Annotated in this window: 19 protein-coding genes and 1 riboswitch; of the genes, 6 read left to right on the top strand and 13 right to left on the bottom strand. The window is 63.9% G+C overall.

Going from position 1 to position 22,191, the window contains the following annotated elements; all coding sequences use genetic code 11:
* Positions 1 to 43: 43 nt before the first annotated feature.
* Positions 44 to 1,585 carry an AhpA/YtjB family protein gene (locus tag KVO92_RS13600; protein ID WP_217476156.1) on the top strand — a complete coding sequence of 514 codons (1,542 nt, stop codon included), beginning with the start codon at positions 44 to 46 and terminating at the stop codon, positions 1,583 to 1,585.
* Between the two features lie 166 nt (positions 1,586 to 1,751).
* On the opposite strand, the gene KVO92_RS13595 is transcribed toward KVO92_RS13600, so the two are convergent.
* The 10 genes from KVO92_RS13595 to nudF form a co-directional block, all read right to left on the bottom strand.
* Positions 1,752 to 2,387 (bottom strand): PqiC family protein, encoded by a 636-nt coding sequence (locus KVO92_RS13595; protein ID WP_336512640.1) that lies wholly within the window; start codon positions 2,385 to 2,387, stop codon positions 1,752 to 1,754.
* A gap of 263 nt (positions 2,388 to 2,650) precedes the next feature.
* Complete coding sequence (parC, locus tag KVO92_RS13590; protein WP_217476154.1) at positions 2,651 to 4,909, bottom strand: DNA topoisomerase IV subunit A; 2,259 nt, start codon at positions 4,907 to 4,909, stop codon at positions 2,651 to 2,653.
* Positions 4,906 to 5,289, bottom strand: a complete 384-nt coding sequence (locus KVO92_RS13585) for a bleomycin resistance protein (RefSeq protein ID WP_217476153.1) — start codon at positions 5,287 to 5,289, stop codon at positions 4,906 to 4,908. Before KVO92_RS13585 ends, parC begins: the two co-directional genes overlap by 4 nt.
* A 10-nt stretch (positions 5,290 to 5,299) precedes the next feature.
* The gene (locus tag KVO92_RS13580) at positions 5,300 to 5,818 is read right to left on the bottom strand and encodes a retropepsin-like aspartic protease family protein (RefSeq protein WP_217476152.1); all 519 of its coding nucleotides are present in this window, start codon (positions 5,816 to 5,818) and stop codon (positions 5,300 to 5,302) included.
* Positions 5,815 to 6,798 carry an esterase-like activity of phytase family protein gene (locus KVO92_RS13575; protein ID WP_217476151.1) on the bottom strand — a complete coding sequence of 328 codons (984 nt, stop codon included), beginning with the start codon at positions 6,796 to 6,798 and terminating at the stop codon, positions 5,815 to 5,817. Before KVO92_RS13575 ends, KVO92_RS13580 begins: the two co-directional genes overlap by 4 nt.
* Entirely contained in the window at positions 6,795 to 8,681 is a 1,887-nt protein-coding gene (gene parE / locus KVO92_RS13570; protein WP_217476150.1) for a DNA topoisomerase IV subunit B, read from the bottom strand. The genes KVO92_RS13575 and parE overlap by 4 nt, the downstream gene beginning before the upstream one ends.
* Before the next feature lie 18 nt (positions 8,682 to 8,699).
* Positions 8,700 to 9,308 (bottom strand): YqiA/YcfP family alpha/beta fold hydrolase, encoded by a 609-nt coding sequence (locus KVO92_RS13565; RefSeq protein WP_217477255.1) that lies wholly within the window; start codon positions 9,306 to 9,308, stop codon positions 8,700 to 8,702.
* A 157-nt stretch (positions 9,309 to 9,465) separates the two neighbouring features.
* Positions 9,466 to 10,281 (bottom strand): 3',5'-cyclic-AMP phosphodiesterase, encoded by an 816-nt coding sequence (gene cpdA, locus KVO92_RS13560; protein ID WP_217476149.1) that lies wholly within the window; start codon positions 10,279 to 10,281, stop codon positions 9,466 to 9,468.
* Between the two features lie 169 nt (positions 10,282 to 10,450).
* On the bottom strand, positions 10,451 to 10,897 hold the full coding sequence (locus tag KVO92_RS13555; protein ID WP_217476148.1) for a DUF1249 domain-containing protein: 447 nt from the start codon (positions 10,895 to 10,897) through the stop codon (positions 10,451 to 10,453).
* Positions 10,894 to 11,511 carry an ADP-ribose diphosphatase gene (nudF, locus tag KVO92_RS13550; RefSeq protein WP_217476147.1) on the bottom strand — a complete coding sequence of 206 codons (618 nt, stop codon included), beginning with the start codon at positions 11,509 to 11,511 and terminating at the stop codon, positions 10,894 to 10,896. Before nudF ends, KVO92_RS13555 begins: the two co-directional genes overlap by 4 nt.
* A gap of 225 nt (positions 11,512 to 11,736) precedes the next feature.
* Between nudF and KVO92_RS13545 the strand changes: the two genes are divergently transcribed.
* On the top strand, positions 11,737 to 12,465 hold the full coding sequence (locus KVO92_RS13545) for an RsiV family protein (protein WP_254621437.1): 729 nt from the start codon (positions 11,737 to 11,739) through the stop codon (positions 12,463 to 12,465).
* On the opposite strand, the gene cytX is transcribed toward KVO92_RS13545, so the two are convergent.
* Both cytX and thiC read right to left on the bottom strand, forming a co-directional pair.
* Positions 12,431 to 13,732, bottom strand: coding sequence for a putative hydroxymethylpyrimidine transporter CytX (gene cytX / locus KVO92_RS13540; protein ID WP_217476145.1), 1,302 nt, complete (start codon positions 13,730 to 13,732; stop codon positions 12,431 to 12,433). The genes KVO92_RS13545 and cytX overlap by 35 nt on opposite strands.
* An 821-nt stretch (positions 13,733 to 14,553) precedes the next feature.
* Positions 14,554 to 16,434 (bottom strand): phosphomethylpyrimidine synthase ThiC, encoded by a 1,881-nt coding sequence (gene thiC / locus KVO92_RS13535; RefSeq protein WP_272876508.1) that lies wholly within the window; start codon positions 16,432 to 16,434, stop codon positions 14,554 to 14,556.
* Between the two features lie 103 nt (positions 16,435 to 16,537).
* Positions 16,538 to 16,644: riboswitch (TPP riboswitch) on the bottom strand.
* 174 nt (positions 16,645 to 16,818) lie between these two features.
* Here thiC and KVO92_RS13530 point away from each other — a divergent pair.
* Positions 16,819 to 18,276 (top strand): TolC family outer membrane protein, encoded by a 1,458-nt coding sequence (locus KVO92_RS13530; RefSeq protein WP_217476144.1) that lies wholly within the window; start codon positions 16,819 to 16,821, stop codon positions 18,274 to 18,276.
* 92 nt (positions 18,277 to 18,368) lie between these two features.
* On the opposite strand, the gene waaA is transcribed toward KVO92_RS13530, so the two are convergent.
* Complete coding sequence (gene waaA / locus KVO92_RS13525) at positions 18,369 to 19,640, bottom strand: lipid IV(A) 3-deoxy-D-manno-octulosonic acid transferase (RefSeq protein ID WP_217476143.1); 1,272 nt, start codon at positions 19,638 to 19,640, stop codon at positions 18,369 to 18,371.
* A gap of 144 nt (positions 19,641 to 19,784) precedes the next feature.
* On the opposite strand from waaA, the gene KVO92_RS13520 reads away from it, so the two are divergent.
* The 3 genes from KVO92_RS13520 to KVO92_RS13510 all read left to right on the top strand — a co-directional run bounded on the left by KVO92_RS13520 (position 19,785) and on the right by KVO92_RS13510 (position 22,178).
* Positions 19,785 to 20,117 carry a DMT family transporter gene (locus KVO92_RS13520; protein ID WP_217476142.1) on the top strand — a complete coding sequence of 111 codons (333 nt, stop codon included), beginning with the start codon at positions 19,785 to 19,787 and terminating at the stop codon, positions 20,115 to 20,117.
* Positions 20,118 to 20,193: 76 nt separating this feature from the next.
* On the top strand, positions 20,194 to 21,369 hold the full coding sequence (locus KVO92_RS13515; RefSeq protein ID WP_217476141.1) for an NAD(P)/FAD-dependent oxidoreductase: 1,176 nt from the start codon (positions 20,194 to 20,196) through the stop codon (positions 21,367 to 21,369).
* A complete protein-coding gene (locus KVO92_RS13510) occupies positions 21,366 to 22,178 on the top strand; it encodes an aldo/keto reductase (protein ID WP_217476140.1) in 813 nt (270 codons plus the stop codon). The genes KVO92_RS13515 and KVO92_RS13510 overlap by 4 nt, the downstream gene beginning before the upstream one ends.
* The last annotated feature ends 13 nt before the right edge of the window (positions 22,179 to 22,191 follow it).

Below are 22,191 nucleotides of genomic sequence, written 5' to 3'. Positions count from 1 at the left end.
CGTATACTGCGCGGCACCTTCCTCAAGAGTAGAGCCGCGCTCTGTGAACCGGCCCGCGTCCGTCAAGCCTGACAACTTCTTTCTGCTGATCTACCGCGCACTACGCCAACGGCGCGTTCCGTTGGTACTGCGGGTAGCCAGCCACACCCTGTTACTGGTGGCCCTGGCCCTGGTGATCTATGCCTGGGTCATGGGCATGCAGTTCAAGCATGCGATGGAACAGCAGGCCGAGGCCCTCGGGCAGAGCCTGATCACCCAGACCGCCGCCTCGGCAACCGACCTGCTGGTGGCCAATGACATCCTCAGCCTCAACGTGCTGCTGAGCAATCTAGTGAAGAACCCACTGGTCGCCCATGCGGCGATCTACAGCGTCGACAATCGCGTGCTGGCCGAATCAGGCACACGCCCGCAGCGCAATCTGCTGGGTGATGAAGAAGGGCTGTATTCCACGCCCATCAGCTTCCAGGAGGTGATCGCCGGGCACCTGCGCATCAGCCTGGACATGCGGCAGTTTCAGCAACCGATGACCATCAGCCTGCAAAGCATGGGGCTGCTCGCGCTGATCCTTCTGGCACTGACATTGATCCTGAGCACCCGCCTCGGCCGACAGATCTCCCTGCCCTTGATGCAATTGCGCCTGTGGCTCCGCGACCCGGACGATCCTGCCCCTGGGGCCGGCCGCCAGGACGAGATCGGCGATCTGGCCCGGCAGCTGCAGGCACGCCTGGTGCCCGAGGAGCCCGAACCCGAGATCGAGCTGGACGACAGCATGCAGGATCTCTATTCGGCGCACCTCGACACACCGGTCGCGGCGCCGAGCAGTGCCTACCGGCACACCGGAATCGACCCGACCGACCGCGGCGAAGATGACGAAGACGATGATCATGCGCTAGGCGCGGTGCCAGTCGACGCAGACGAAAACCTTCTGCTCGACGATGACCCGCCGTTCGAAACCCCTGCACCGCGTCCGGCGCCGATAGCGACTACCCCCGCAGTACCGGCGTCTGCCGGCAAGAGCGGCGTGCTGGCAGTCCAGCTCGGCGCCCAGGAGCAATTGCGCCGCCTGCCCCGCGATCGGCTCACCGAGCTGCTGCAGCGGTACCGCGATTGCCTGGAGCAGGCCGCGACCCTGTATCAGGCCGAACTCCACACGCTCAACGATGGCAGCAGCCTGATGCTGTTCCACAGTCAGGACGACGAGCAGAACTACCTGACTCATGCCCTGTGCTGCGGTGAACTGATGCGTGCCCTTGGACACGCCCTGCAGATCGAAGTCGCCGATAGCGGCCTTACCCTGAATCTGCAACTCGGCCTGACCCAGGGCGAGGGCCTCTATGATCTCAGCCAGGGCGATCTGCTGCTCAGCGAGCCCGCACAGGCTGCCCTGGCCATGTCGCAGCACAGCCGCAACCTGCTGCTGATCGAACGTGAAATTGGCGAAGACCGCCTGATCCTCCAGCGCGCGCGCATTCGGCCCATCGCCAGCCCCGAAGGTGCCTGCTGCGTCGAGCGCCTGCTCGAGCCCTACCCGTCCCTGCTCGAACGCCAGCTCGCACGCATGAGTGAACTGCGCAACCGCCGCTAACGCCTAGCGGCTGGGCACGCGGCACGCCTGGCCAGGCGACACGAACGGTGGACTAGCGGGGGTATGCGGTTAAAGGGCATGCCCAGCAGGCAAGCATGGCAAAAGGCCCGCCGGAAGGGCTTATCGCCTTTCGCGCCGGGCCTCCGCAACCGTGTTGACGGCAGCGCTAGAAGCGGAACACTTCCATATCGGTCCTGATCGGCTCGACCGCCGGGATAGCAGGGGGCGCTGCCGGTTTGCTCGGTGCCTTGACGATATTGCGCTTGACGGGGGTCTTGGCGACGACCATCGGTTCGATCGCCTCCGCCATCATCTCGCTCAAGCGCTGCAGCAGCACACTCTGTGCCCGCACCTGATCGGCCGTGGTGCCCTGATGCTCTTCCTGAAGGCGGACCAGGCGACTGCCTTGACGCTTGCCCTGCTTGTCCAGCAGCCGCCACTGGGCTTCCAGCACAGCGGGATGCTTGGGGCCGGAATCCAGTCGGGTGATCTCGAGTTCGACCTGAACGTCGGGGCTGAAGCCCTTGCTACCGGGGCTCAGTTCGAGGCTCTGCGTATTCAGGCGCCAGGCCAGCTGCCGCATGAGCAGTTGATTGATGTCGCCTTGCAGGTCGCCGGCCCAGCGCGCCTGCTGGCCGTTAGCTGCCAGGCTTCCGTCCGGCAGGCGTTGCAACAAGGCGTCGTGCTGCAGGTAGTCGGCCAGCCTCACAGGCCCCAGCAGAATCGCCGCGCCATTGGCCGATTGTGCGGGTGTTTCCACAGCGCCGTTGTCGAGTCGGTACATCGGCACGGGTTGAGTCACACAGCCAGCCAGGCTGACACAGGCGAATAGCAAAACAGATGTGAGGCGCTGCACGTTCGTCTCTACCTTGGCACCGACCCAGCAACCCGGCAGGCCGAGGGCGTATCCGCCCCGCTGCACTGGCCGCTGTCGTCGTACCGATTGTCTTTGGCTCTCGATGCGGCTGGAGGATCGCCGCAGCCGCATCGCGAACGGGTGAAAATTTGAAGGCCGCTATCTTCCGTGAATCCGACGCCGGAAGCCAGTCTCTAATACTTCCACGCTTAGTTCGCGGTTTCCACCAGCAGCCCGTCCACACGCTGGAAGCCGCGTGGCAGCTTGTTTCCACGCCTGCCACGTTCGCCTTTGTAGTGCTCCAGGTCATCGGCTTTCAGCGACAAGGTACGCTTGCCGGCCTGCAACACCAGCGTCGCCCCTTCCGGCAGCACAGCGAGGCCCGTCAGATATTCCTCTCGACTGGCGACGCGATCGCCCGGGATGCCGATGATCTTGTTGCCTTTGCCCTTGCCCAGCTGCGGCAAATCGCGCACCGGGAAGACCAGCAGACGGCCTTCGGTGGTGACGGCGGCCAGCCAATCCTGGTCCCGGTTCGCCAACGGCCGTGGCGCCACGACGCGCGCCCCCGAGGGCAACGACAGCAGCGCCTTGCCTGCCTTGTTCTTGGCCTGCAGATCCTCGCCCTTGACCACGAAGCCGTAGCCGGCGTCCGAGGCGATCACATACAGCGCGTCATCATCGGGCAGCAGAACGCACTCGAAGCTGACACCCGGTGGTGGCGTCAGCCGTCCGGTCAAGGGCTCGCCCTGCCCCCGCGCCGAGGGCAGCGAGTGCGCCGCCAGCGAGTAACTGCGACCGCTGGAGTCGATGAACACGGCGTATTGGTTGGAGCGACCTGGTGCCGCGGCCTTGAAGCCATCGCCGGCCTTGTAGGACAGCCCGGTCGCGTCGATGTCGTGGCCTTTGGCACAGCGCGCCCAGCCCTTTTCGGACATGACCACGGTAACCGGCTCGGAGGGCAGCAGCTCGTTTTCCGACAGCGCCCGAGCCTCGGCCCGCGCCACGATAGGCGAGCGGCGTTCATCACCATAGGTTTCGGCGTCGGCGATTAACTCCTTGCGTACCAGTTTTTTCAGCTTGGTCTCGCTGCCGAGCAGCGCCAGCAACTGCTCACGCTCCTTGGCCAGCTCGTCCTGCTCGCCACGAATCTTCATCTCTTCCAACCGCGCCAGTTGCCGCAGGCGGGTGTCGAGGATGTAGTCAGCCTGGAGTTCGGAGAGCTCGAACCGTGCCATCAGCACCGGCTTGGGCTGGTCCTCGGTGCGGATGATATGAATCACCTCGTCGAGGTTGAGAAAGGCCACCAGCAAGCCTTCCAACAGGTGCAGGCGCTTCTCGACCTTGTCCAGGCGGAACTGCAGCCGACGGCGCACCGTCCCGATGCGGTAGGTCAGCCATTCGCTGAGCATTACCTGAAGGTTCTTGACCTGCGGCCGGCCATCGAGCCCGATGACATTGGTGTTGACCCGGTAGCTCGACTCCAGCTCGGTGGTGGCGAACAGGTGTTGCATCAGTTCGTCGGCATCGACTCGATTGGAGCGCGGGATGATGACGATCCGACAAGGATTTTCATGGTCCGACTCATCGCGCAGATCAGCCACCATGGGCAGCTTCTTGGCCTGCATCTGTGTCGCGATCTGCTCCAGCACCTTGGAGCCAGACACCTGGTGCGGCAACGCACTGACCACGATATCGCCGTCCTCGACGCGATACACGGCGCGCATACGCACCGAACCACGACCGGTCTCGTAGATTTTCAGCAAATCGGCGCGCGGCGTGACGATTTCCGCCTCGGTCGGATAATCGGGGCCCTGCACGTGCTCGCAGAGCTGCTCGACCGTCGTTTTCGGATCATCGAGCAGCCGGACGCAGGCGGCAGCCACCTCGCGCAGGTTGTGTGGTGGTACGTCGGTCGCCATGCCAACGGCGATGCCGGTGGTGCCGTTGAGCAGCAGATTGGGCAAACGCGCCGGCAATGTTGCCGGCTCGTTGAGCGTGCCGTCGAAGTTGGGCACCCAGTCCACCGTACCCTGGCCGAGCTCGGACAGCAGGACCTCCGAATAGCGCGACAAACGCGCTTCGGTGTAGCGCATGGCAGCGAAGGATTTCGGATCGTCCGGTGCCCCCCAGTTGCCCTGCCCGTCGACCAGCGTGTAGCGATAGCTGAATGGCTGCGCCATCAGCACCATGGCTTCGTAACAGGCCGAATCACCGTGCGGATGGAATTTACCCAGCACATCACCGACGGTGCGCGCCGACTTCTTGTGCTTGGAATCGGCGTTCAGCCCCAGTTCGCTCATGGCATAGATGATGCGCCGCTGCACCGGCTTGAGGCCGTCGCCGATATGCGGCAGGGCGCGATCCATGATTACGTACATCGAATAATTGAGATAAGCCTGCTCGGTGAAGTCGGCAAGGGAGCGGCGCTCGACGCCGTCCAGGCTCAGGTCCAGGGTTTCGCTCATGAGCAGTTTTCTTCACTTAAGGTGGATGTTATCGAAGCGTTTTCGCCGAATTTGAGCACATTGCCGTGGGTGTCTATGACATACAGCTCTTTCATGCCCCACGGCTGTACCACGGGCGGCTGCAGCGGCAAGCCGCGGCGACTGAACTCATCGAACAGCGCCTGGCAGTCGCGGGTCCGCACGTAGCAGGAGGTGTTTTCCGCCAGGTAAGGGTCCGTGCAGCGCCAGAAATGCAGCTCGGCGCTGTCGCGCGCCAGGATCAGGTAGTCGGCGTCTTGGCGCAGCACCTCGAACCCCAGATAGCGCGCGTAGAAGTCCCGGCTTTCGTCGAGATTCAGCGATGCCAGCACCGGCACGGTCGCCTCTATGGAAATCGTCATGAAGCCACCTTCAGGGGGTTTCCTGGCGCAGCACCAAGGTGCCGGCGCGCTGGGTGAATTCGAGTTGCTTCAAGGCGCTCATGCCGAGCAGCACCTGCTCTGCGCCATAGCCCGGCGCGATGAGGGCTCGCACGTCATGCAGCACGATGTCACCCAGGGTGAGGCTGTCGAGTGTCGTGCGGTACCCCGTAGTGGAGCCATTGGCGGTCTGCAGCGCGACGGGAGCGCCGCGCTGCAGGCCGAGGCGTTCCGCCTGCCCGGCGGGAATCGCCACGTCCGTGGCGCCGGTATCAAGCAGGAAGGTCACGGGCGTGCCATTGATGAGTCCGTCAGCCACGAAGTGGCCCTGGCTATTGCTGAGCAGCCGCACCTCGATGCGGTCGCCCTGCACCACCGAGACGGGATCGCGGTTGGGATTGGCGCGGCCCTGCTCCCAGTCGGCGAAAAAACGCGTCGCCAGCAGCAGCCCCGCGCCCCATGCCAATACCAGCATGACGCGGCCGGCGCGGCGGCCGGCTGGCTGGGTCACTGCTTGACACCCCAACCGCCCTTGGGTGCGGCAAAGCGCCAGACGACCGGCCGTTTTTCCCCGTCGGCGCGCGTCATTTCATTATTGTCGATGCCGATCCAGGCGCCCTCAGCATCCACCCACAAGGCCTCGGCATTGCCGAACGGCGTGTCGTAGCGACGCTCATCGGCCAGCGCCGTGGTCGCGTACGTCCAGCACGCTTCGCTATCGCCTGTGGCCGACGCGCGCCGGCAGACCCGATGCCGGACGGGCTCCAGAGTGAACAGCTTGCCCTGATGGTACGCCAGGCCGGAAAACCGTCGCGGCTGCTCGCCTTCATGCATGGCAGGCGGCGGCGACTCGCGCCCCCCTTCAGCCAGCAAAACACATCCACCAGTGCACTTCCAGGCGTTCTGCTTGCGGTGCATCACCATCAGCCCGCGACGACTGTGTTCGGCCGCAAGCCAGAGCCGATCTGCGTCCGGGTCGACGGCAAGCCCTTCGAACATGGCGTTGAACTGCAGCAACATACCGCTCGCACGGGCCTGACGGACCAGCTCATCGGGAAGATTGAGCCATTGTGCCGTGCCCGCCGGGCTGACCTGCAACACCGCCGCGTGCGCTTCGCTGACCAGGTAGCGGTTACCGAGGCTGTCGCAGCTCAGCCCCTCGAAATCCATCTCGCCGCCGCGCACCAAGCCGGTGATGGCGGCCCGTATACGCACGCCCCATGACAACCCGGTATTCGGCACGGGCGGCAAGTCGAAGCGCTCGGCCTCGGCGCGCCAGACGGTATCGCTGGCATCGAGCCGGTATAGCACGTCATCTTCGCGGTCCGATACCGCCCAGAGCGCGTCGCCGCACCAGGCCAGCCCGGACAGGTTGCCCCGTTCGATACCTTCGACTGGATGCTCGCTGACCAGCTCCAGTTCTGCAAGGTCCTGAGCAGCCCACGCCGGCGCCACTAGCGCCAGCAGCAGTAAAAGCCAGCAACGGTTCAAATCAGCACCTCGGCGAGATTGCCCTTCGATTCGAGCCAGTTCTTGCGATCGCCGGCGCGCTTCTTGGCAAGCAGCATGTCCATGATTTCACGGGTGCCGTCGAAATCATCGAGCGTCAGCTGCACCAGCCGGCGGGTATTCGGGTCCATGGTGGTTTCCCGCAGCTGCGGCGGGTTCATTTCGCCAAGGCCCTTGAATCGGGTGACCTGCGGCTTGCCGCGGCGCTTCTCGGCCAGCAGGCGATCGAGGATACCGTCGCGCTCGGCTTCGTCGAGCGCGTAGAAGATATCCTTGCCGAGGTCGATGCGGTACAGCGGCGGCATCGCCACGTACACATGCCCTGCGTCGACCAGCGGCCGGAAGTGACGAACGAACAGCGCGCACAGCAACGTGGCGATGTGCAGACCGTCCGAGTCGGCGTCGGCGAGAATGCAGATCTTCCCGTAGCGCAGCTGGGACATGTCCGCCGCACCGGGATCCACGCCGATGGCCACCGCGATGTCGTGCACTTCCTGGCTCGCGAGCACCTCGCCGCCATCGACTTCCCAGGTATTCAGGATCTTGCCGCGCAACGGCATGATTGCCTGGAACTCCTTGTCGCGGGCCTGCTTGGCGGATCCGCCAGCCGAGTCCCCCTCGACCAGAAACAGCTCGGAGCGCGCCGGATCCTGCCCCGCGCAATCGGCCAGCTTGCCGGGCAGCGCCGGCCCCTGGGTGATGCGTTTGCGCTCGACTTTCTTGCTCGCCTTGAGCCGGCGCCCGGCATTACTGATCGCCAGTTCGGCAAGCTGCATGCCCAGCTCGGGGTGGGCATTGAGCCAGAGACTGAAGGCATCCTTGACCACACCGGAGACGAACGCCGCCGCTTCCCGCGAAGACAGGCGCTCCTTGGTCTGTCCGGAGAACTGCGGCTCCTGCATCTTGGTCGAGAGGACGAAGGCGATCCGCTCCCAGACGTCTTCCGGCGCCAGCTTGACCCCACGCGGCAATAGGTTGCGGAACTCACAGAACTCCCGCATCGCGTCCAGCAAGCCTTGCCGCAGCCCGTTGACATGGGTGCCGCCTTGCGCCGTCGGGATCAGGTTGACGTAGCTTTCCTGAACGCTGTCGCCCCCTTCCGGCAGCCACAACAATGCCCAATCGACCGCCTCCTTGCTGCCGGACAGGCTGCCGCAGAAGGGCTCGTCCGGCAGCCGGACAAACTCGCTGACCGCATCGACCAGATACGAACGCAGCCCGTCCTGGTAATGCCACTCGACCTTCTCACCGGTGCTCTTGTCTTCGAAACTGACGCTCAAGCCCGGACAGAGTACCGCCTTGGCCTTGAGCACATGCTTGAGGCGGCTGATGGAAAACTTCGGCGAATCGAAATACTTCGGGTCGGCCCAGAAATGCACACTGGTGCCGGTGTTGCGCTTTCCAACCGTACCGATGACCTCCAACTCGCTGGCCTTGAAGCCGTCGGTGAAAGCCATGCGGTACTCGTTGCCATCACGTTTGACGGTCACCTCGACCCGGGTCGACAGGGCATTGACCACGGAGATCCCGACACCATGCAGGCCACCGGAAAACTGATAGTTCTTGTTCGAGAACTTGCCGCCGGCGTGCAGCTTGGTGAGGATCAGCTCGACGCCCGAAACGCCCTCCTCCGGATGGATATCCACCGGCATGCCGCGACCGTCGTCGATCACTTGCAGGGAGTTGTCCTGGTGCAGGATCACCTGCACCGAACTGGCATGGCCCGCCAGCGCCTCGTCGACGCTGTTGTCGATGACTTCCTGAGCGAGGTGGTTGGGCCGCGAGGTGTCGGTGTACATCCCCGGACGCTTGCGGACAGGATCCAGGCCCGACAGGACTTCAATGGCTTCGGAGGTATAAGACATAAGCGTCTCGTGATGTCCTTATAAATCGGAAAAGTCGAGTTCGGCAAAGGCAGCCGGATCGAAACCGGCGAATGCCAGCAAAGCGGGAAGGCGCTCGGCGAAGCCCTGGAAGCCATGGTCGCCGCCGGCCTGAATCCGCACGGCGCAGCCCTGGTAGAAGCTCGCCGCATGGCGGTAATCCAGCGTCTCGTCGCCCGTCTGCAGCCAGACCTGATAGCGCTGGGCATCGCGCGGCGGTGGAACCTCCAGCTCGGCGAGCGCCGTGACGTGATCCTCGGTGAGCTGCCAGACCTCACCGGTATAGAGGTTGGTCTGCGGCCCGAGATAGCCATCGAAGTGACGATGCGGCGTTACTGCCGGATTGATCAGCAGCGCCTTGAGCCCGTGGCGCTCAGCAAGGTGCGTCGCATAGTATCCGCCAAGGGAGCTGCCGACCAGCACGGGGCGCCCCAGTTCATGGATGGCCGCTTCGAGCTGGGCGATGGCCTGGCGTGGATGATGGTGCAAGGCGGGCACTCGCAGCCGATCGACCGAGCCGATACGCTCCAGGGCCGCGGTCAGCTGACTGGCCTTCTGCGACAGCGGAGAGCTGTTGAGGCCGTGCATATATACGATGGCGGGCTGCATACGGGTCATGCTGGTTCGCTGAGCTGGCAAAAGACGGGAAAGGCTACTAGGCGAGATACGCCGGCTGCAAGCTGCGCCCGCGGCCCGAGCGGCGCTGGACGTTACCAAGCCTCACTGTTGCGGAGCGAGAACCCGCTAGACCAACGCTCGGTTAGCCTCAGTACCCCTTGACGTCGTAATCGACCTCGAAATCGACGCCGACCACGCGCGAGACGCCCGTCTCGAGCTCACCGTTGTCGTGCAGCCGCAGCCAGCGATAGCCTGGCGCGCGGGTGTCGACCTGGAAATCCTCGCTGCCAGGGGCGAACTGCACGCCGGTCGACGGCGTCGCCAGCAACCGGACACCGCCGCGCCAACCATCGAACTCCTGATGAATATGGCCCCAGAGCAATGCCTTGACGCAACTGAAGCGATCGAGCACCTCGAACAGCGCTTCTCGGTTATGCAAGCCGATGCTGTCCATCCAGCGACTGCCGATGGTGACGGGATGGTGGTGCAGACAGACCAGATGAGGCCGCTCCGGGGCTTCTAGCAGGGTGCGTTCCAGCAGCGCCAGTTGATCGTCGCGCAGCAACCCGAACACCGAACCGGGCACCAACGTATCGAGCATCACCACGCGCCAGGCGCCCGCTTCGAGGACGGGCGTCATCAGTTCGCTGTCACGCGTGGCCTCCCGCATGGCCTCCAAGTCGTCATGGTTGCCCGGGCACCAGCGCGCCAGCGCATCGATGCGCTCGGAAAGCTGACGAAACCGTGCATAGGACGCGAGGGAGCCGTCCTGTGACAGGTCCCCGGTGGCCAGAATCAGATCAACGCAAGGTTGTTCGTGCAAGACCAGGTCGACGACTCGCTGCAGGCTTGCCGCGGTGTCCATGCCCAGCAGTCGCCCGTCCGCCTCGGCAAACAGATGGCTGTCGGTCAGCTGCACGAGCAGCACCGAATCGTTGTTAGCAGTGAGGGGCGCAGCAGCCAAGACCCGTCTCCTTTGGCGAATTCGCAAAAGAATTATGGTGGCTCACCGCTACAGGGGTAAACCACGCGATGCGGGCATGCATCACAGACAAGCGAATCGATGCGACGGCGGTGTCCCAGGAGCGAGAAGGCGAATCTCGAGCCGTGGCGTGAGTGACCGGGCGCCGCACTCAGAGCACGGGTTCGAGCTCGTGGCCACAGGCCAGACAATGTCCCAGCCACTCACCGAGAAACAGGTTGAGCTGATTCTTCTCGTCGGGCTGATGCATCTGTGCGTTGGGATAGCTGTAGATGCCGCGAAAACGCCGGGCGTTCTCGGCACTGATCACTTCCGCCATGCGCGCATCGTGATAGACCCGCACATCCATCTGCGGCACCGGGAGCCAAGGCAGGCAGTCCTGCTGGCTGATCTGCACGGTCGTGGTGTAGGGGCAGCTTTCCACCACTTTCAGCACAAGCACACCAAGCAGCCGATCGCCCTGGCTCATGGCAATCCGGCGGACGTCCGGCTGGGCGCGCATGTCGGGCAGCAGGCGCATCAGCCGCATGTAATTGGCTTCGCAGGCCGACTGCAGCTCCAGCAGGTCGACGCGGTATCGCTCGCGGGTCCGCCTCATGTCCATGCCCCCCTGATTTCGTCGCGATTCAACGCCAGCCACTGCAGCGCGATGATGCTCGCGGCGTTATCGATTCCGCCGTCGCGCACCGCCTGCAATGCCCGCTCGACCGACCACACATGCACGCGAATGTCCTCGCCCTCCTCATCCAGGCCGAACACGCCGCCGGCGTTCGAGCTATCGCAACGGCCCACGTACAGGTGCACGCGCTCGGTGCTACCGCCGGGTGAAGGGAAATAGGTCGTGACCGGCCACAGCTCGCCCACTTCCAGCCCCGCTTCCTCGACGGCTTCGCGTCGGGCCACCTCTTCGGGCTGCTCGTCCTTGTCGATCAAGCCAGCAACCAGCTCGATCAGCCAGGGGTTGGCCACCTTGCCGATCGCGCCGACCCGGAATTGTTCGATCAGCACGACCTCGTCGCGGCGAGGATCGTACGGCAACACGCAGACCGCATCGTGACGGACGAACAGCTCGCGCTCGAGCTGCCGACCCATGGCGCCACTGAACAGGCGATGCCGCAGCTGCAGGCGATCCAGTCGATAGAAACCGCTGAAGCATTGCTCTCGCTCGACGATCTCGACATCATCCGGACCGGGTTGGTAGGTATCAGTCATGAATCACTCACATATCGGTTGTCCGCGCCCAGGGCGCCGGAAAGGCTGTAACCGTCACGGCGTGAGCGGTCTCTCAGGTGTCATCCTAGCGCGCCGTTTATTCAGGCGCAGCCTTTTGCAGACCACTCGTATCGGGAAAAATTGCCGAGGCCCGTTTCCAGAACTTCACCCCCGTCTGGCACTCGAAACCGCACCGCAGCCACCACAAGAGCCATGAAATCGTCCATGTCCTTTCGCCATACCCTCACGCTGATCACGCTCAGTCTGTTTCTCAGCGCCTGCCAGCACTTTCGCGGCGAACCGCCAGTGGAGGTTCGCCAGGTCATCAGTGAACAGCGCCCCGCCGGTTGCGCCGAAACGGACGAGCGTTGCCCCCTGGTCAACATCGACACTCAACTGTTTGCCGAAGAACCCGCACTGAATGCGTTGATCGATGCGCGGCTGCGCCAGATGACCCTGAACAGTCCTGACGCCGAGCTGCCCGCCACTCTCGAAGGCTACCAGCAGGATTTTCTGCGCAACGCGGAACCCGGATGGAGCAGTTACCTGCAATCCAAACTGATCGACCAGCACGGCTCGCTGCTGGTGGTCGAGCTGTCCAGTTACCTCTACACCGGTGGCGCGCATGGCATGCCCGGGCGCGGTTTCATCAACTATGACCGAGAGCAGGACCGCGAGCTAGAACTCGCCGACGTGCTGCTGCCCGGCAAGGAAGGGGCGTTCTGGCGCGTCGCGGCCAAGGCACACCAGCGCTGGCTACTGGCGAACCAGCACAACGCCGAATTCGTCCGCCAGTGGCCTTTTGTGCGCACCGCCAATGTGGCCCTGCTGCACGACAAGGTGCTGCTCAAATATGACGTCTACAGCATCGCGCCGTATTCGAGCGGCCATCCTCAGCTGGAGATTCCGTACAACGAACTCAGCGGGATACTGAAGCCGGCGTACCTCCCGTAGCCCTTGAGAAGCGGCTGAACACCAGCAGCAGCCCGCCGGACAGGAACAGTGCCGGCAGGCTGGCACCGGTTTCCGGCCAGGCATTGGCCAGCACGTGATAAACGACCGCGCCGCATCCCCACGCCAGCAACGTGTCCCAGCGCAGCATCGTGCTGGCCATCGGCAGGCGGCCACGCCTCTGGAGCAGATAGTGATCCACCAGCACGACACCGAACAGCGGGGCGAACACCGAGCCGATCAGTAGCAGGAAGTTCTGGTATTCGGCCAGGGGCGCGAGCCAGGCGATAAAGGTGCACAGGGCGCCGATGGCCAGCGCCAGTCGCTCGACCTTGAACGGCAGCAGTATGCCGACCGAGACCGCGGCTGAGTGGATGTCGGCGAAGGCGTTTTCCGATTCGTCGAGCAAGATAAGCAGAAGCGGGATACCCAAGCCGGCGCCAGCCAAGGCCAGCAGCAGCGCATTGACCTCACCGCTGTCGGCGAACGCCAGAGTGTAGGCGACGCCAAGCCCCATCAGCCACACGTTACCAATGAAAAAGCCCAGCACCGTGCCGCCGAAGACCCGCCGCGCCGCCTTGCCGTAACGCGAGTAGTCGGCGATCAGCGGCAGCCATGACAGCGGCATCGCGATGGCGATGTCGAACCCCAGCGCGAACGGCAGCGAACCATCGCCCTGGCGCGCCCAGAGGCCGGCGAGGTCGGCCTTGTCGAACAGATTCCAGGTCAGCCAGACGCAAGCCGCGAGCAGCAACCAGATACCCCATTTACGCAGGATCCGGCGGACGAAGGTTAGCGGACCGGCGATCGCCAACAGCGTGGCCAGCACACCGAAGACCAGCGTCCAGAACGCCGGGCTGACCAGCACGCTCTGCTCGCTGAAGGCCCGTGTCGCCAGCAAGCTTGCGGCGTCGCGCATGACGATGATTTCGAACGCGCCCCAACCGACCAGCTGCGCCAGGTTGAGCAGCGCCGGCAGTACCGCCCCGCGGTCGCCGAGCGTGCGCTTCAGGTTGGCCATCGACGACAGGCCAGTATCGCTGCCGATCACCGCGACGGCGCCGAGCAGCAGCACGCCCACGGCGGTGCCGCTGACAATGGCGAGCAAAGCGCCGCTCATGCCCAGCCCCGGCGCCAGCAAGGCACCGAGCTGCAGCACCATCAGGCCGATACCGAGGGAGAACCAGAGGGAAAACAGATCGCGACCACCGAACACACGGTGCTCGGCAGCGATGCTCTGATGCGGGGAATAACGGCCAGGAATGTTCACGTTTTGTCTCAAAGGAGTTGTTATTGAAACCTGGCAGAGCCAGGTGTTTTTTGCGGTTATGACGGAAGCGCTCTGTACATTCGATCTACGGGACTGGCGGACCGGCCGGTGTTTTGTAGCTTGGATTAGCCGAAGGCGTAATCCGAGGAAAAGCAGGGATACCCGCTCCGATGTCATCCTCCGTACCGCATCACGCATCGCCATCACTCGGTAAATGACGGAAGCGCCTACGGCGATTCCATCCTACGAAGCTTCACCGAACCACCGCACGCCAGCCCGTAAGGTGGATGTAAAAAGCGACATCCACCTTACGGGCTGGCGGACCGGCCGGTGTTTTGTAGCTTTGTAGCTTGGATTAGCCGAAGGCGTAATCCGAGGAAAAGCAGGGATACCCGCTCCGATGTCATCCTCCGTACCGCATCACGCATCGCCATCACACGGTAAATGACGGAAGCGCCTACGGCGATTCCATCCTACGAAGCTTCACCGAACCACCGCACGTCAGCGCCAGGGTGGATGTAAAAAGCGACATCCACCCTACGGGCTCCAGCGCTGTAGCTTGGATTAGCCGAAGGCGTAATCCGAGGAGAAGCAGGGGTACCCGCTCCGATGTCATCTTCCGCTTCGCATCACGCATCGCCATCACGCGGTAAACGACGGAAGCGCCTACGGCGATTCCATCCTACGGAGCTGCGACAGACGTAGGGTGGATCACGCTTCACCGATCCACCGCACGCCAGCGCCAAGGTTGATGTAAAAGCGACATCCACCCTACGGGCTGCCCTTCTTCCAGCCTCGAGCCGCCAGCGCTCTTGTCCTCCCTACACCTGCTTGTAGATCACCGAGCCCTCTTCCTTGAAGCGCGAGGACTGCTCCTTGAAGCCGGCCTCGATGGCCTTCTGCTCGTCGGTCAGGCCGTTCTCCGCGGCATACTCGCGCACTTCCTGGGTGATCTTCATCGAACAGAATTTCGGCCCGCACATGGAGCAGAAATGCGCGACCTTGGCCGAGTCCTTGGGCAGGGTTTCGTCGTGAAAGGCGCGTGCGGTGTCCGGATCGAGGCCGAGGTTGAACTGGTCTTCCCAGCGGAATTCGAAGCGCGCCTTGGACAGGGCGTTGTCACGGATCTGCGCGCCCGGATGGCCTTTCGCAAGGTCGGCGGCATGCGCGGCGATCTTGTAGGTGATGATCCCGGTCTTGACGTCATCCTTGTTCGGCAGGCCCAGGTGCTCCTTGGGCGTGACGTAGCAGAGCATGGCGCAGCCGAACCAGCCGATCATCGCCGCGCCGATGCCGCTGGTGATGTGGTCGTAACCCGGCGCGATGTCGGTGGTCAGCGGGCCGAGGGTGTAGAACGGCGCCTCGTCGCAGCACTCCAGCTGCTTGTCCATGTTCTCCTTGATCATCTGCATCGGCACGTGGCCGGGGCCTTCGATCATGCACTGCACGTCGTGCTTCCAGGCGATCTTGGTCAGCTCGCCGAGGGTTTCCAGCTCACCGAACTGCGCCGCGTCGTTGGCATCGGCGATCGAGCCCGGACGCAAGCCATCACCTAGCGAGAAGCTGACGTCGTAGGCCTTCATGATTTCGCAGATTTCCTCGAAGTGGGTGTAGAGGAAATTCTCCTGGTGATGCGCCAGGCACCACTTGGCCATGATCGAGCCACCGCGGCTGACGATGCCGGTGACCCGCTTGGCAGTCAGCGGCACGTAACGCAACAAGACACCGGCGTGGATAGTGAAGTAGTCCACGCCCTGCTCGGCTTGCTCGATCAGGGTGTCGCGGAACAGCTCCCAGGTCAGGTCTTCGGCCACGCCATTGACCTTCTCCAGCGCCTGGTAGATCGGCACCGTGCCGATCGGCACTGGCGAGTTGCGGATGATCCACTCGCGGGTTTCGTGGATGTGCTTGCCGGTGGACAGGTCCATCACGGTGTCCGAGCCCCAGCGGATGCCCCAGGTCAGCTTGGCGACTTCTTCTTCAATCGACGAACCCAGCGCCGAGTTGCCGATGTTGCCGTTGATCTTCACCAGAAAATTGCGGCCGATGATCATCGGCTCCAGCTCGGTGTGGTTGATGTTGGCGGGGATGATGGCGCGGCCGCGGGCCACTTCGTCACGCACGAACTCGGCGGTGATTTCCTTCGGGATCGACGCCCCGAAGCTCTGCCCGGCGTGCTGCTCGGTAAGCAGGCCGGCGGCGCGCGCCTCCTGCAGCTTCATGTTTTCGCGGATGGCGACGAATTCCATCTCGGGCGTGATGATGCCTTGCCGCGCGTAGTGCATCTGGCTGACGTTCTTGCCCGGCTTGGCGCGGCGTGGATTGCGCACGTGGGCGAACCGCATCTTGGTGAGTTCGGCATCAGCGAGGCGCTGTTGACCGAACTGCGAGGTGAGGCCCTCGAGCAGCTCGGTGTCGCCGCGGTCTTCGATCCAGGCCGAACGCACGTCGGCCAGGCCTTTACGCACATCGATCTGCACGTTCGGATCGGTGTAGGGACCGGAGGTGTCGTACACCAGCACCGGCGCGTTGATCTCGCCGCCGAAGTCTGTGGGGGTGACGTCAAGACTGATCTCGCGCATCGGCACGCGGATGTCAGGGCGAGAACCCTGCACATAGATTTTCTGGGAACGCGGGAAAGGCTGGATCGACTGCTGGTCGACCTGGGCCGATTCACTCAAATTTTGTTGTTCTGCACGCATCAGACTGGCTCCTCGATAGTTGTCGGAGCGAACCTGAAAAACACGGCGGGGAAAGGGCATCGGGCGCGCCGGGACTGGCGCCGAGAGAACTCACCGGAACGGCTGGCGAGCACATCTTGTTCCCTACGCAGGCCTTAACCTGATCAGGTTCAACGGGATCCGGAACTTTCCGATCTCAGCCTTCGATTCAAGGCACCCCGACAAGAACGGGATCGAGTGTAATCAAGAGCTTGGAGGAAAGCCACGCCGAACCCGCAAAACGCGACCGTCGGGTCACTGTTGCTATCCGTCAACCAGCCGACCTCAAGCCGTCGCCAAGCACCTTGACCACTCGCCTGGCGGCGCATAGCCTTGCCCATCACTTCGCTTCAAGGACAGACGCACATGCTGCGCAGACTCACGCTGGCACTCGCGGTGACGGCCGCCTCGTCGGGGCTGACCTGGGCCGAGACTGCACCCTCGCTCTCCAGCCGCACCGACCTGATCAGCGTCTACCGACAGGCCGTGGAAAACAACGCCGATCTCGCCGCCGCCAGGGCGCAATACCAGGCGACACAGGAGGTCGTACCTCAGGCCCGGGCCGGCCTACTGCCGAACCTGAGTGCGGGTGCGGAAACCAGTCAGACTCGTACGGATGTCGACACCAGCGCCGGTTCGCGTTCGCTGTCGCGTAGCGGCACCGTCTACCAGGCAACGCTGAGCCAGCCGATCTTTCGTGCCGACCGCTGGTTTCAGCTGCAGGCGGCCGAGGCCATCAGCGAGCAGGCGGCACTCCAGTACTCCATCGCCGAGCAGGACCTGATCCGCCAGACGGCGCAAGCCTATTTCGCCGTGCTGCGCGCGCAGGACAACCTGGCCGCGGCCAAGGCCGAGGAATCGGCCTTCAAGCGTCAGCTCGATCAGGCCGACGAACGTTTCGAAGTCGGCCTTTCCGACCGCACCGATGTGCTCGAGGCCCAAGCCGGCTTCGATACGGCTCGCGCCAACCGAATGATCGCCAAGCGTCAGGTCGACGATGCCTTCCAGGCCTTGTTTACCCTGACCAACCGTGAATACCTGGCGCTGGAAGGTATCGAGCACAGCCTGCCGGTGCTGCCGCCGGTTCCGAACGATGCCAGCGCCTGGGTGACCACCGCAGCGCGGCAGAACCTCGATCTGCAAGCGGTCGACCAAGCCGTCATCGCCGCCGAGGAGACATTGCGCCAGCGCCGTGCCGGCCACGCGCCGACGGTCGACGCCGTCGCTCGCTACAGCAAGGGCGACAACGACAGCCTGGGGTTCTCCAACACCGGCGCCATGGACATCCCAGGGTTCGATCTGCCGCGCTACAACGGCGATGTCGAACAACGCAGCATCGGCCTGCAGTTGAACATTCCGCTGTATAGCGGCGGCCTGACTACCTCGCAGAGTCGCGAAGCCTTCCACCAGCTGACCCAGACCGAACAGCAGCGCGAGAGCCTGCGGCGCCAGGTGGTCGAATCCACCCGCAACCTCCATCGGGCGGTCAATACCGACGTCGAGCAAGTGCAGGCTCGCCGACAGTCGATCGTGTCCAATCAGAGCGCACTGGAAGCCACCGACATCGGTTACCAGGTGGGTACACGCAACATCGTCGACGTGCTCGACGCCCAGCGCCGGCTGTTTGCCGCGGTGCGCGACTACAACAATGCGCGTTACGACTACATCCTCGACAACCTGCGCCTGAAACAGGCCGCCGGCACGCTCAACCCGGGCGACCTGGAGGACCTGCAACGCTACCTGAAGGCGGACTACGACCCGGACAGCGACTTCCTGCCGCCGGACCTGTCGGAGAATTTTGGCCGACCGGTACGGGTCGAGTAGCCAGAGCCGAAGCGCGGCCAGGACCAGGCGTCCCTGGCCGTTCGCTGCGTCAGCGAACGAACGAGTTACCAGCGTCCGATAACGCTCAGCTGTCAATTGCCCAGCAGCCGTTCCAACCCCGCCAGCAAACGCCCCAGCGCGCCCTGATTGTTCTTCAGCACGCGATAGCCAGCGCGCCTCGCCTGCTCCGCTTGATCGGCGTCGCGCCACAGGGTCATGACCGCGGTTGCCAGTTCGGGCGCGTTGTCGAGCTCAACGAGCGCACCGGCTTCGCGCAACTGCGCTGCGATATCGAGAAAGTTGAACAGATGCGGACCGGTCAGCACCGGCTTGCCCAAGGCGGCGGGCTCGAGCAGGTTATGCCCGCCGGTGGGCACCAGGCTGCCGCCTACGAATGCCACATCGGCCAATGCGAACAGAAACAGCAGCTCGCCCATGGTATCGCCGAGCACCACTTGCGTTGACGCCTGGGGCGGCTCGGCAAGGGAGCGTCGAACCGTGGCAAAGCCTTGTTTGCGGCAGAGCTCGAAAACCGAACCAAAGCGCTCCGGATGCCGCGGTACCAGGATCAGCAAGGCGTCGGGCCGCTCCGCCAGCAACTGGCGATGCGCCGCCAGCAGGATTTCGTCTTCGCCGGTGTGGGTACTGGCGCCGATCCATATCGGGCGCTCCGTCGCCCCCCATTGCCGACGTAGCTGTTCGGCGCGCTTGAGCAGAGAGGGATCGACGCTCAGGTCGAACTTGATCGAGCCGGTTACGGTGACTGCGCTGTCGCGTGCACCTAACTGCCGAAAACGCTCGGCTTCGGCCTCGGTCTGCGCCGCAATCAGATTCAACTCCGACAACATCGGCGCGGTCAGCCGGGCAAAACGCGCATACCCCCGCGCCGAGCGCTCGGACAGCCGCGCATTGGCCAGCGCCACCGGGATACCGCGGCGTGCACATTGATGGATGTGATTGGGCCAGAGCTCGGTTTCCATCACCACGGCCTGTTTCGGCTGCAACCGATCGAGGAACCGCGCCGCCGCCCAGGGCAGATCGTATGGCAGATAGCAGTGCTGCACGCTGTCGCCGAACAGGGCCCGGATGCGCTCGGAACCGGTTGGCGTCATGCAGGTAATGGTGATCGGCAGCTGCGGGTAGCGTGTCTGCAATGCACGCACCATCGGCGCGGCGGCAATGCTCTCGCCGACCGACACCGCATGGATCCAAATACCGCCGGGTTGAAAGGTCGGCAGGCCTAGCGCAAAGCGTTCGCCGACGCGTTTCGAGTAGTCCCGCGCTCGGCGGGCGCGCCAGAACAGACGAATCACTACCAGAGGCAGGGCGAGATGGAACAACAAGGAGTAGAGGGTACGATTCATGGGCGCGGAGCTTAGCAAACGCCTCGATGAAACGACCACTAGGCTCCCGCACAGGAAAAGCGCCAGCACGCCGAACTTGCTTGCACGGGCGCAGCCGAATGAAACGCAGCGCGAATCGATCGCCCTGCATGCACCGGAGCGCGTATGACTGGCTATCTGTATCTCGCTATCGCCATTACGGCCGAAGTGATTGCCACCACTTCGATGAAGGCCTTGGACGGGTTCAGCCGCCCCTTGCCACTGTTGCTGGTCGTTGCAGGCTATAGCCTGTCCTTCTGGATGCTCAGTCTGGTGGTCAAGACCATCCCGGTGGGCATCGCCTACGCCATCTGGGCGGGCCTTGGCATCGTGCTCGTGAGCGTCGCCGCCGCGCTGATCTATCAGCAGAAGCTCGACCTGCCAGCCGTGCTCGGCATGGTCCTGATCGTCGCAGGCGTGGTGGTCATCCAGCTGTTTTCCAGCAGCACGGGCCATTGAAGCAGCCCAGGGCGACCGATAACGCCCACGGGCAAGCGGTTATACTGCCCGCCTGATTTCACAACGAGGTCCGTCCATGTCCGATTCCCTGAGCACCGACGTCCTGATCGTAGGCGGTGGCGTCGCCGGCCTGTGGCTGAACGCACGCTTGCGTCAGCAAGGCTATTCGACCCTGGTGGTGGACAGGGGCGCGCTCGGCGGGGGGCAGAGCGTCAAGTCGCAGGGCATCATCCACGGCGGCACCAAGTACGCCCTGGGCGGCGCGCTGACGGGTGCGTCGGAGGCCATCGCCGATATGCCGCGGCGCTGGCGCGAAGCGCTGCAAGGCAACGGGGAGCTGGACCTTTTAGGGGTGCGCCTGCTCTCCGATGCGCATTACCTCTGGTCGCCCGGTACGCTGACCGGCAACCTCACCAGCTTTTTCGCCAGCAAGGCGGTGCGCTCGCGAGTCGATCAGGTCAAGGGCAGCGAGTTGCCGCCGGCACTGCAGGATCCGAAATTCAAGGGCAAGGTCTACCGCCTCAGCGAGCTGGTGCTGGATGTGCCCAGCCTGATTCAACGGCTGGCGGAGCTGGCCGGTCCAGGCCTGCTGAAGGCCGAGCGGATCGAGCCACTTTGGGTGCACGACGAACTGGCCGGGCTGATCGTCGATGGCCGCGCCATCCAGGCCCAGCGCATCGTGCTCACCGCCGGTGCCGGCAACGCCGAACTCCTGACGGCGCTGGGCCTGGCACAGCCGGCCATGCAGAAGCGCCCGCTGCACATGGTGCTGGTCAAAGCCGCCACGCTGAAACCGCTGTATGCACACTGCCTGGGTGGCGGCTCGAAGCCACGGATCACCGTGACCAGCCATCCGACGGCCGACGGCCAATGGCTCTGGTACCTGGGCGGCGACCTGGCCGAGGCCGACGGAGTCGCCCGCGACGAAGCGGCGCAGATTGCGGCGGCAAAGAAGGAGCTGGCCGAACTGGTGCCCTGGATCGACCTGACCTCGGCCCAATGGGCCACGCTGCGTATCGATCGCGCCGAACCGGCCCAGTCGGCGCTGGCCAGGCCGGACAACGCCTTCCTCGCCGACCAGGGCCGGCTGCTGGTGGGCTGGCCGACCAAGCTGGCGTTGTCGCCCGACTTCGCCGATCGCGTGCAGGCCGCACTGGTCCGCGATGGCATTCGCCCTCAGCCGCATCCCGTCCTTCCGGAACTGCCGCGCCCGGCGGTCACCGGACCGTTCTGGCAGGGGCTGCTGTCATGAGCGAAACCCTCCACGATCTGCATCGGCCGCTGGGCAGCACGGGGCTCAGCGTGTCCCCATTGGGGCTGGGCACCGTCAAGCTGGGCCGCGATCAAGGCGTGAAATATCCCAACGGCTTCCGCATCCCTGACGATGCGCAGGCGCGCCAACTGCTTCGCCTCGCGCGCGAGCTGGGCATCAACCTGATCGACACAGCGCCCGCCTACGGCGTCAGCGAACAACGTTTGGGCCCGTTACTCGAAGGCCAGCGGGACCACTGGGTGGTCGTCAGCAAGGTCGGCGAGGAGTTTATCGACGGTGAATCGCGTTTCGACTTTTCCCCGGCGCATACCCGCCTCTCGGTAGAACGCAGCCTCAGCCGCTTACGGACAGACAGGATCGAACTGGTGCTGGTGCATTCCGATGGTCATGACGTGGAGGTGCTGCGTAACAGCGGCGTATACGAGACGCTGGCCGAGCTCAAGCGCGAGGGCAAGATTCTCGGCTATGGTCTGTCCGGCAAGACGGTCGAAGGCGGCTTGCTCGCCCTCGAACAGGGCGACTGCGCCATGGTCACCTACAACCTCAACGAGCAGGCCGAGCGCCCGGTGCTCGACTACGCTGCAAGCCACGCGAAGGGCATCCTGATCAAAAAGGCGCTGGCCAGCGGTCATGCCTGCCTGGCGCCGGGCGCTGACCCGGTACGGGCCAGCTTCGAGCTGTTGTTCGCGCATCCAGGCGTCGGCGCCGCCATCATCGGCACCATCAACCCGCAACATCTGTCAGATAACGTGCGTACCGCTGCAGCCGTTTTGTCCCAACAACAATAATCGCGGCCTCTAC

This window comes from Stutzerimonas stutzeri, assembly GCF_019090095.1.
GTDB lineage: Bacteria > Pseudomonadota > Gammaproteobacteria > Pseudomonadales > Pseudomonadaceae > Stutzerimonas > Stutzerimonas stutzeri_AN.
This window is presented reverse-complemented; position numbering and strand designations above follow the sequence as displayed.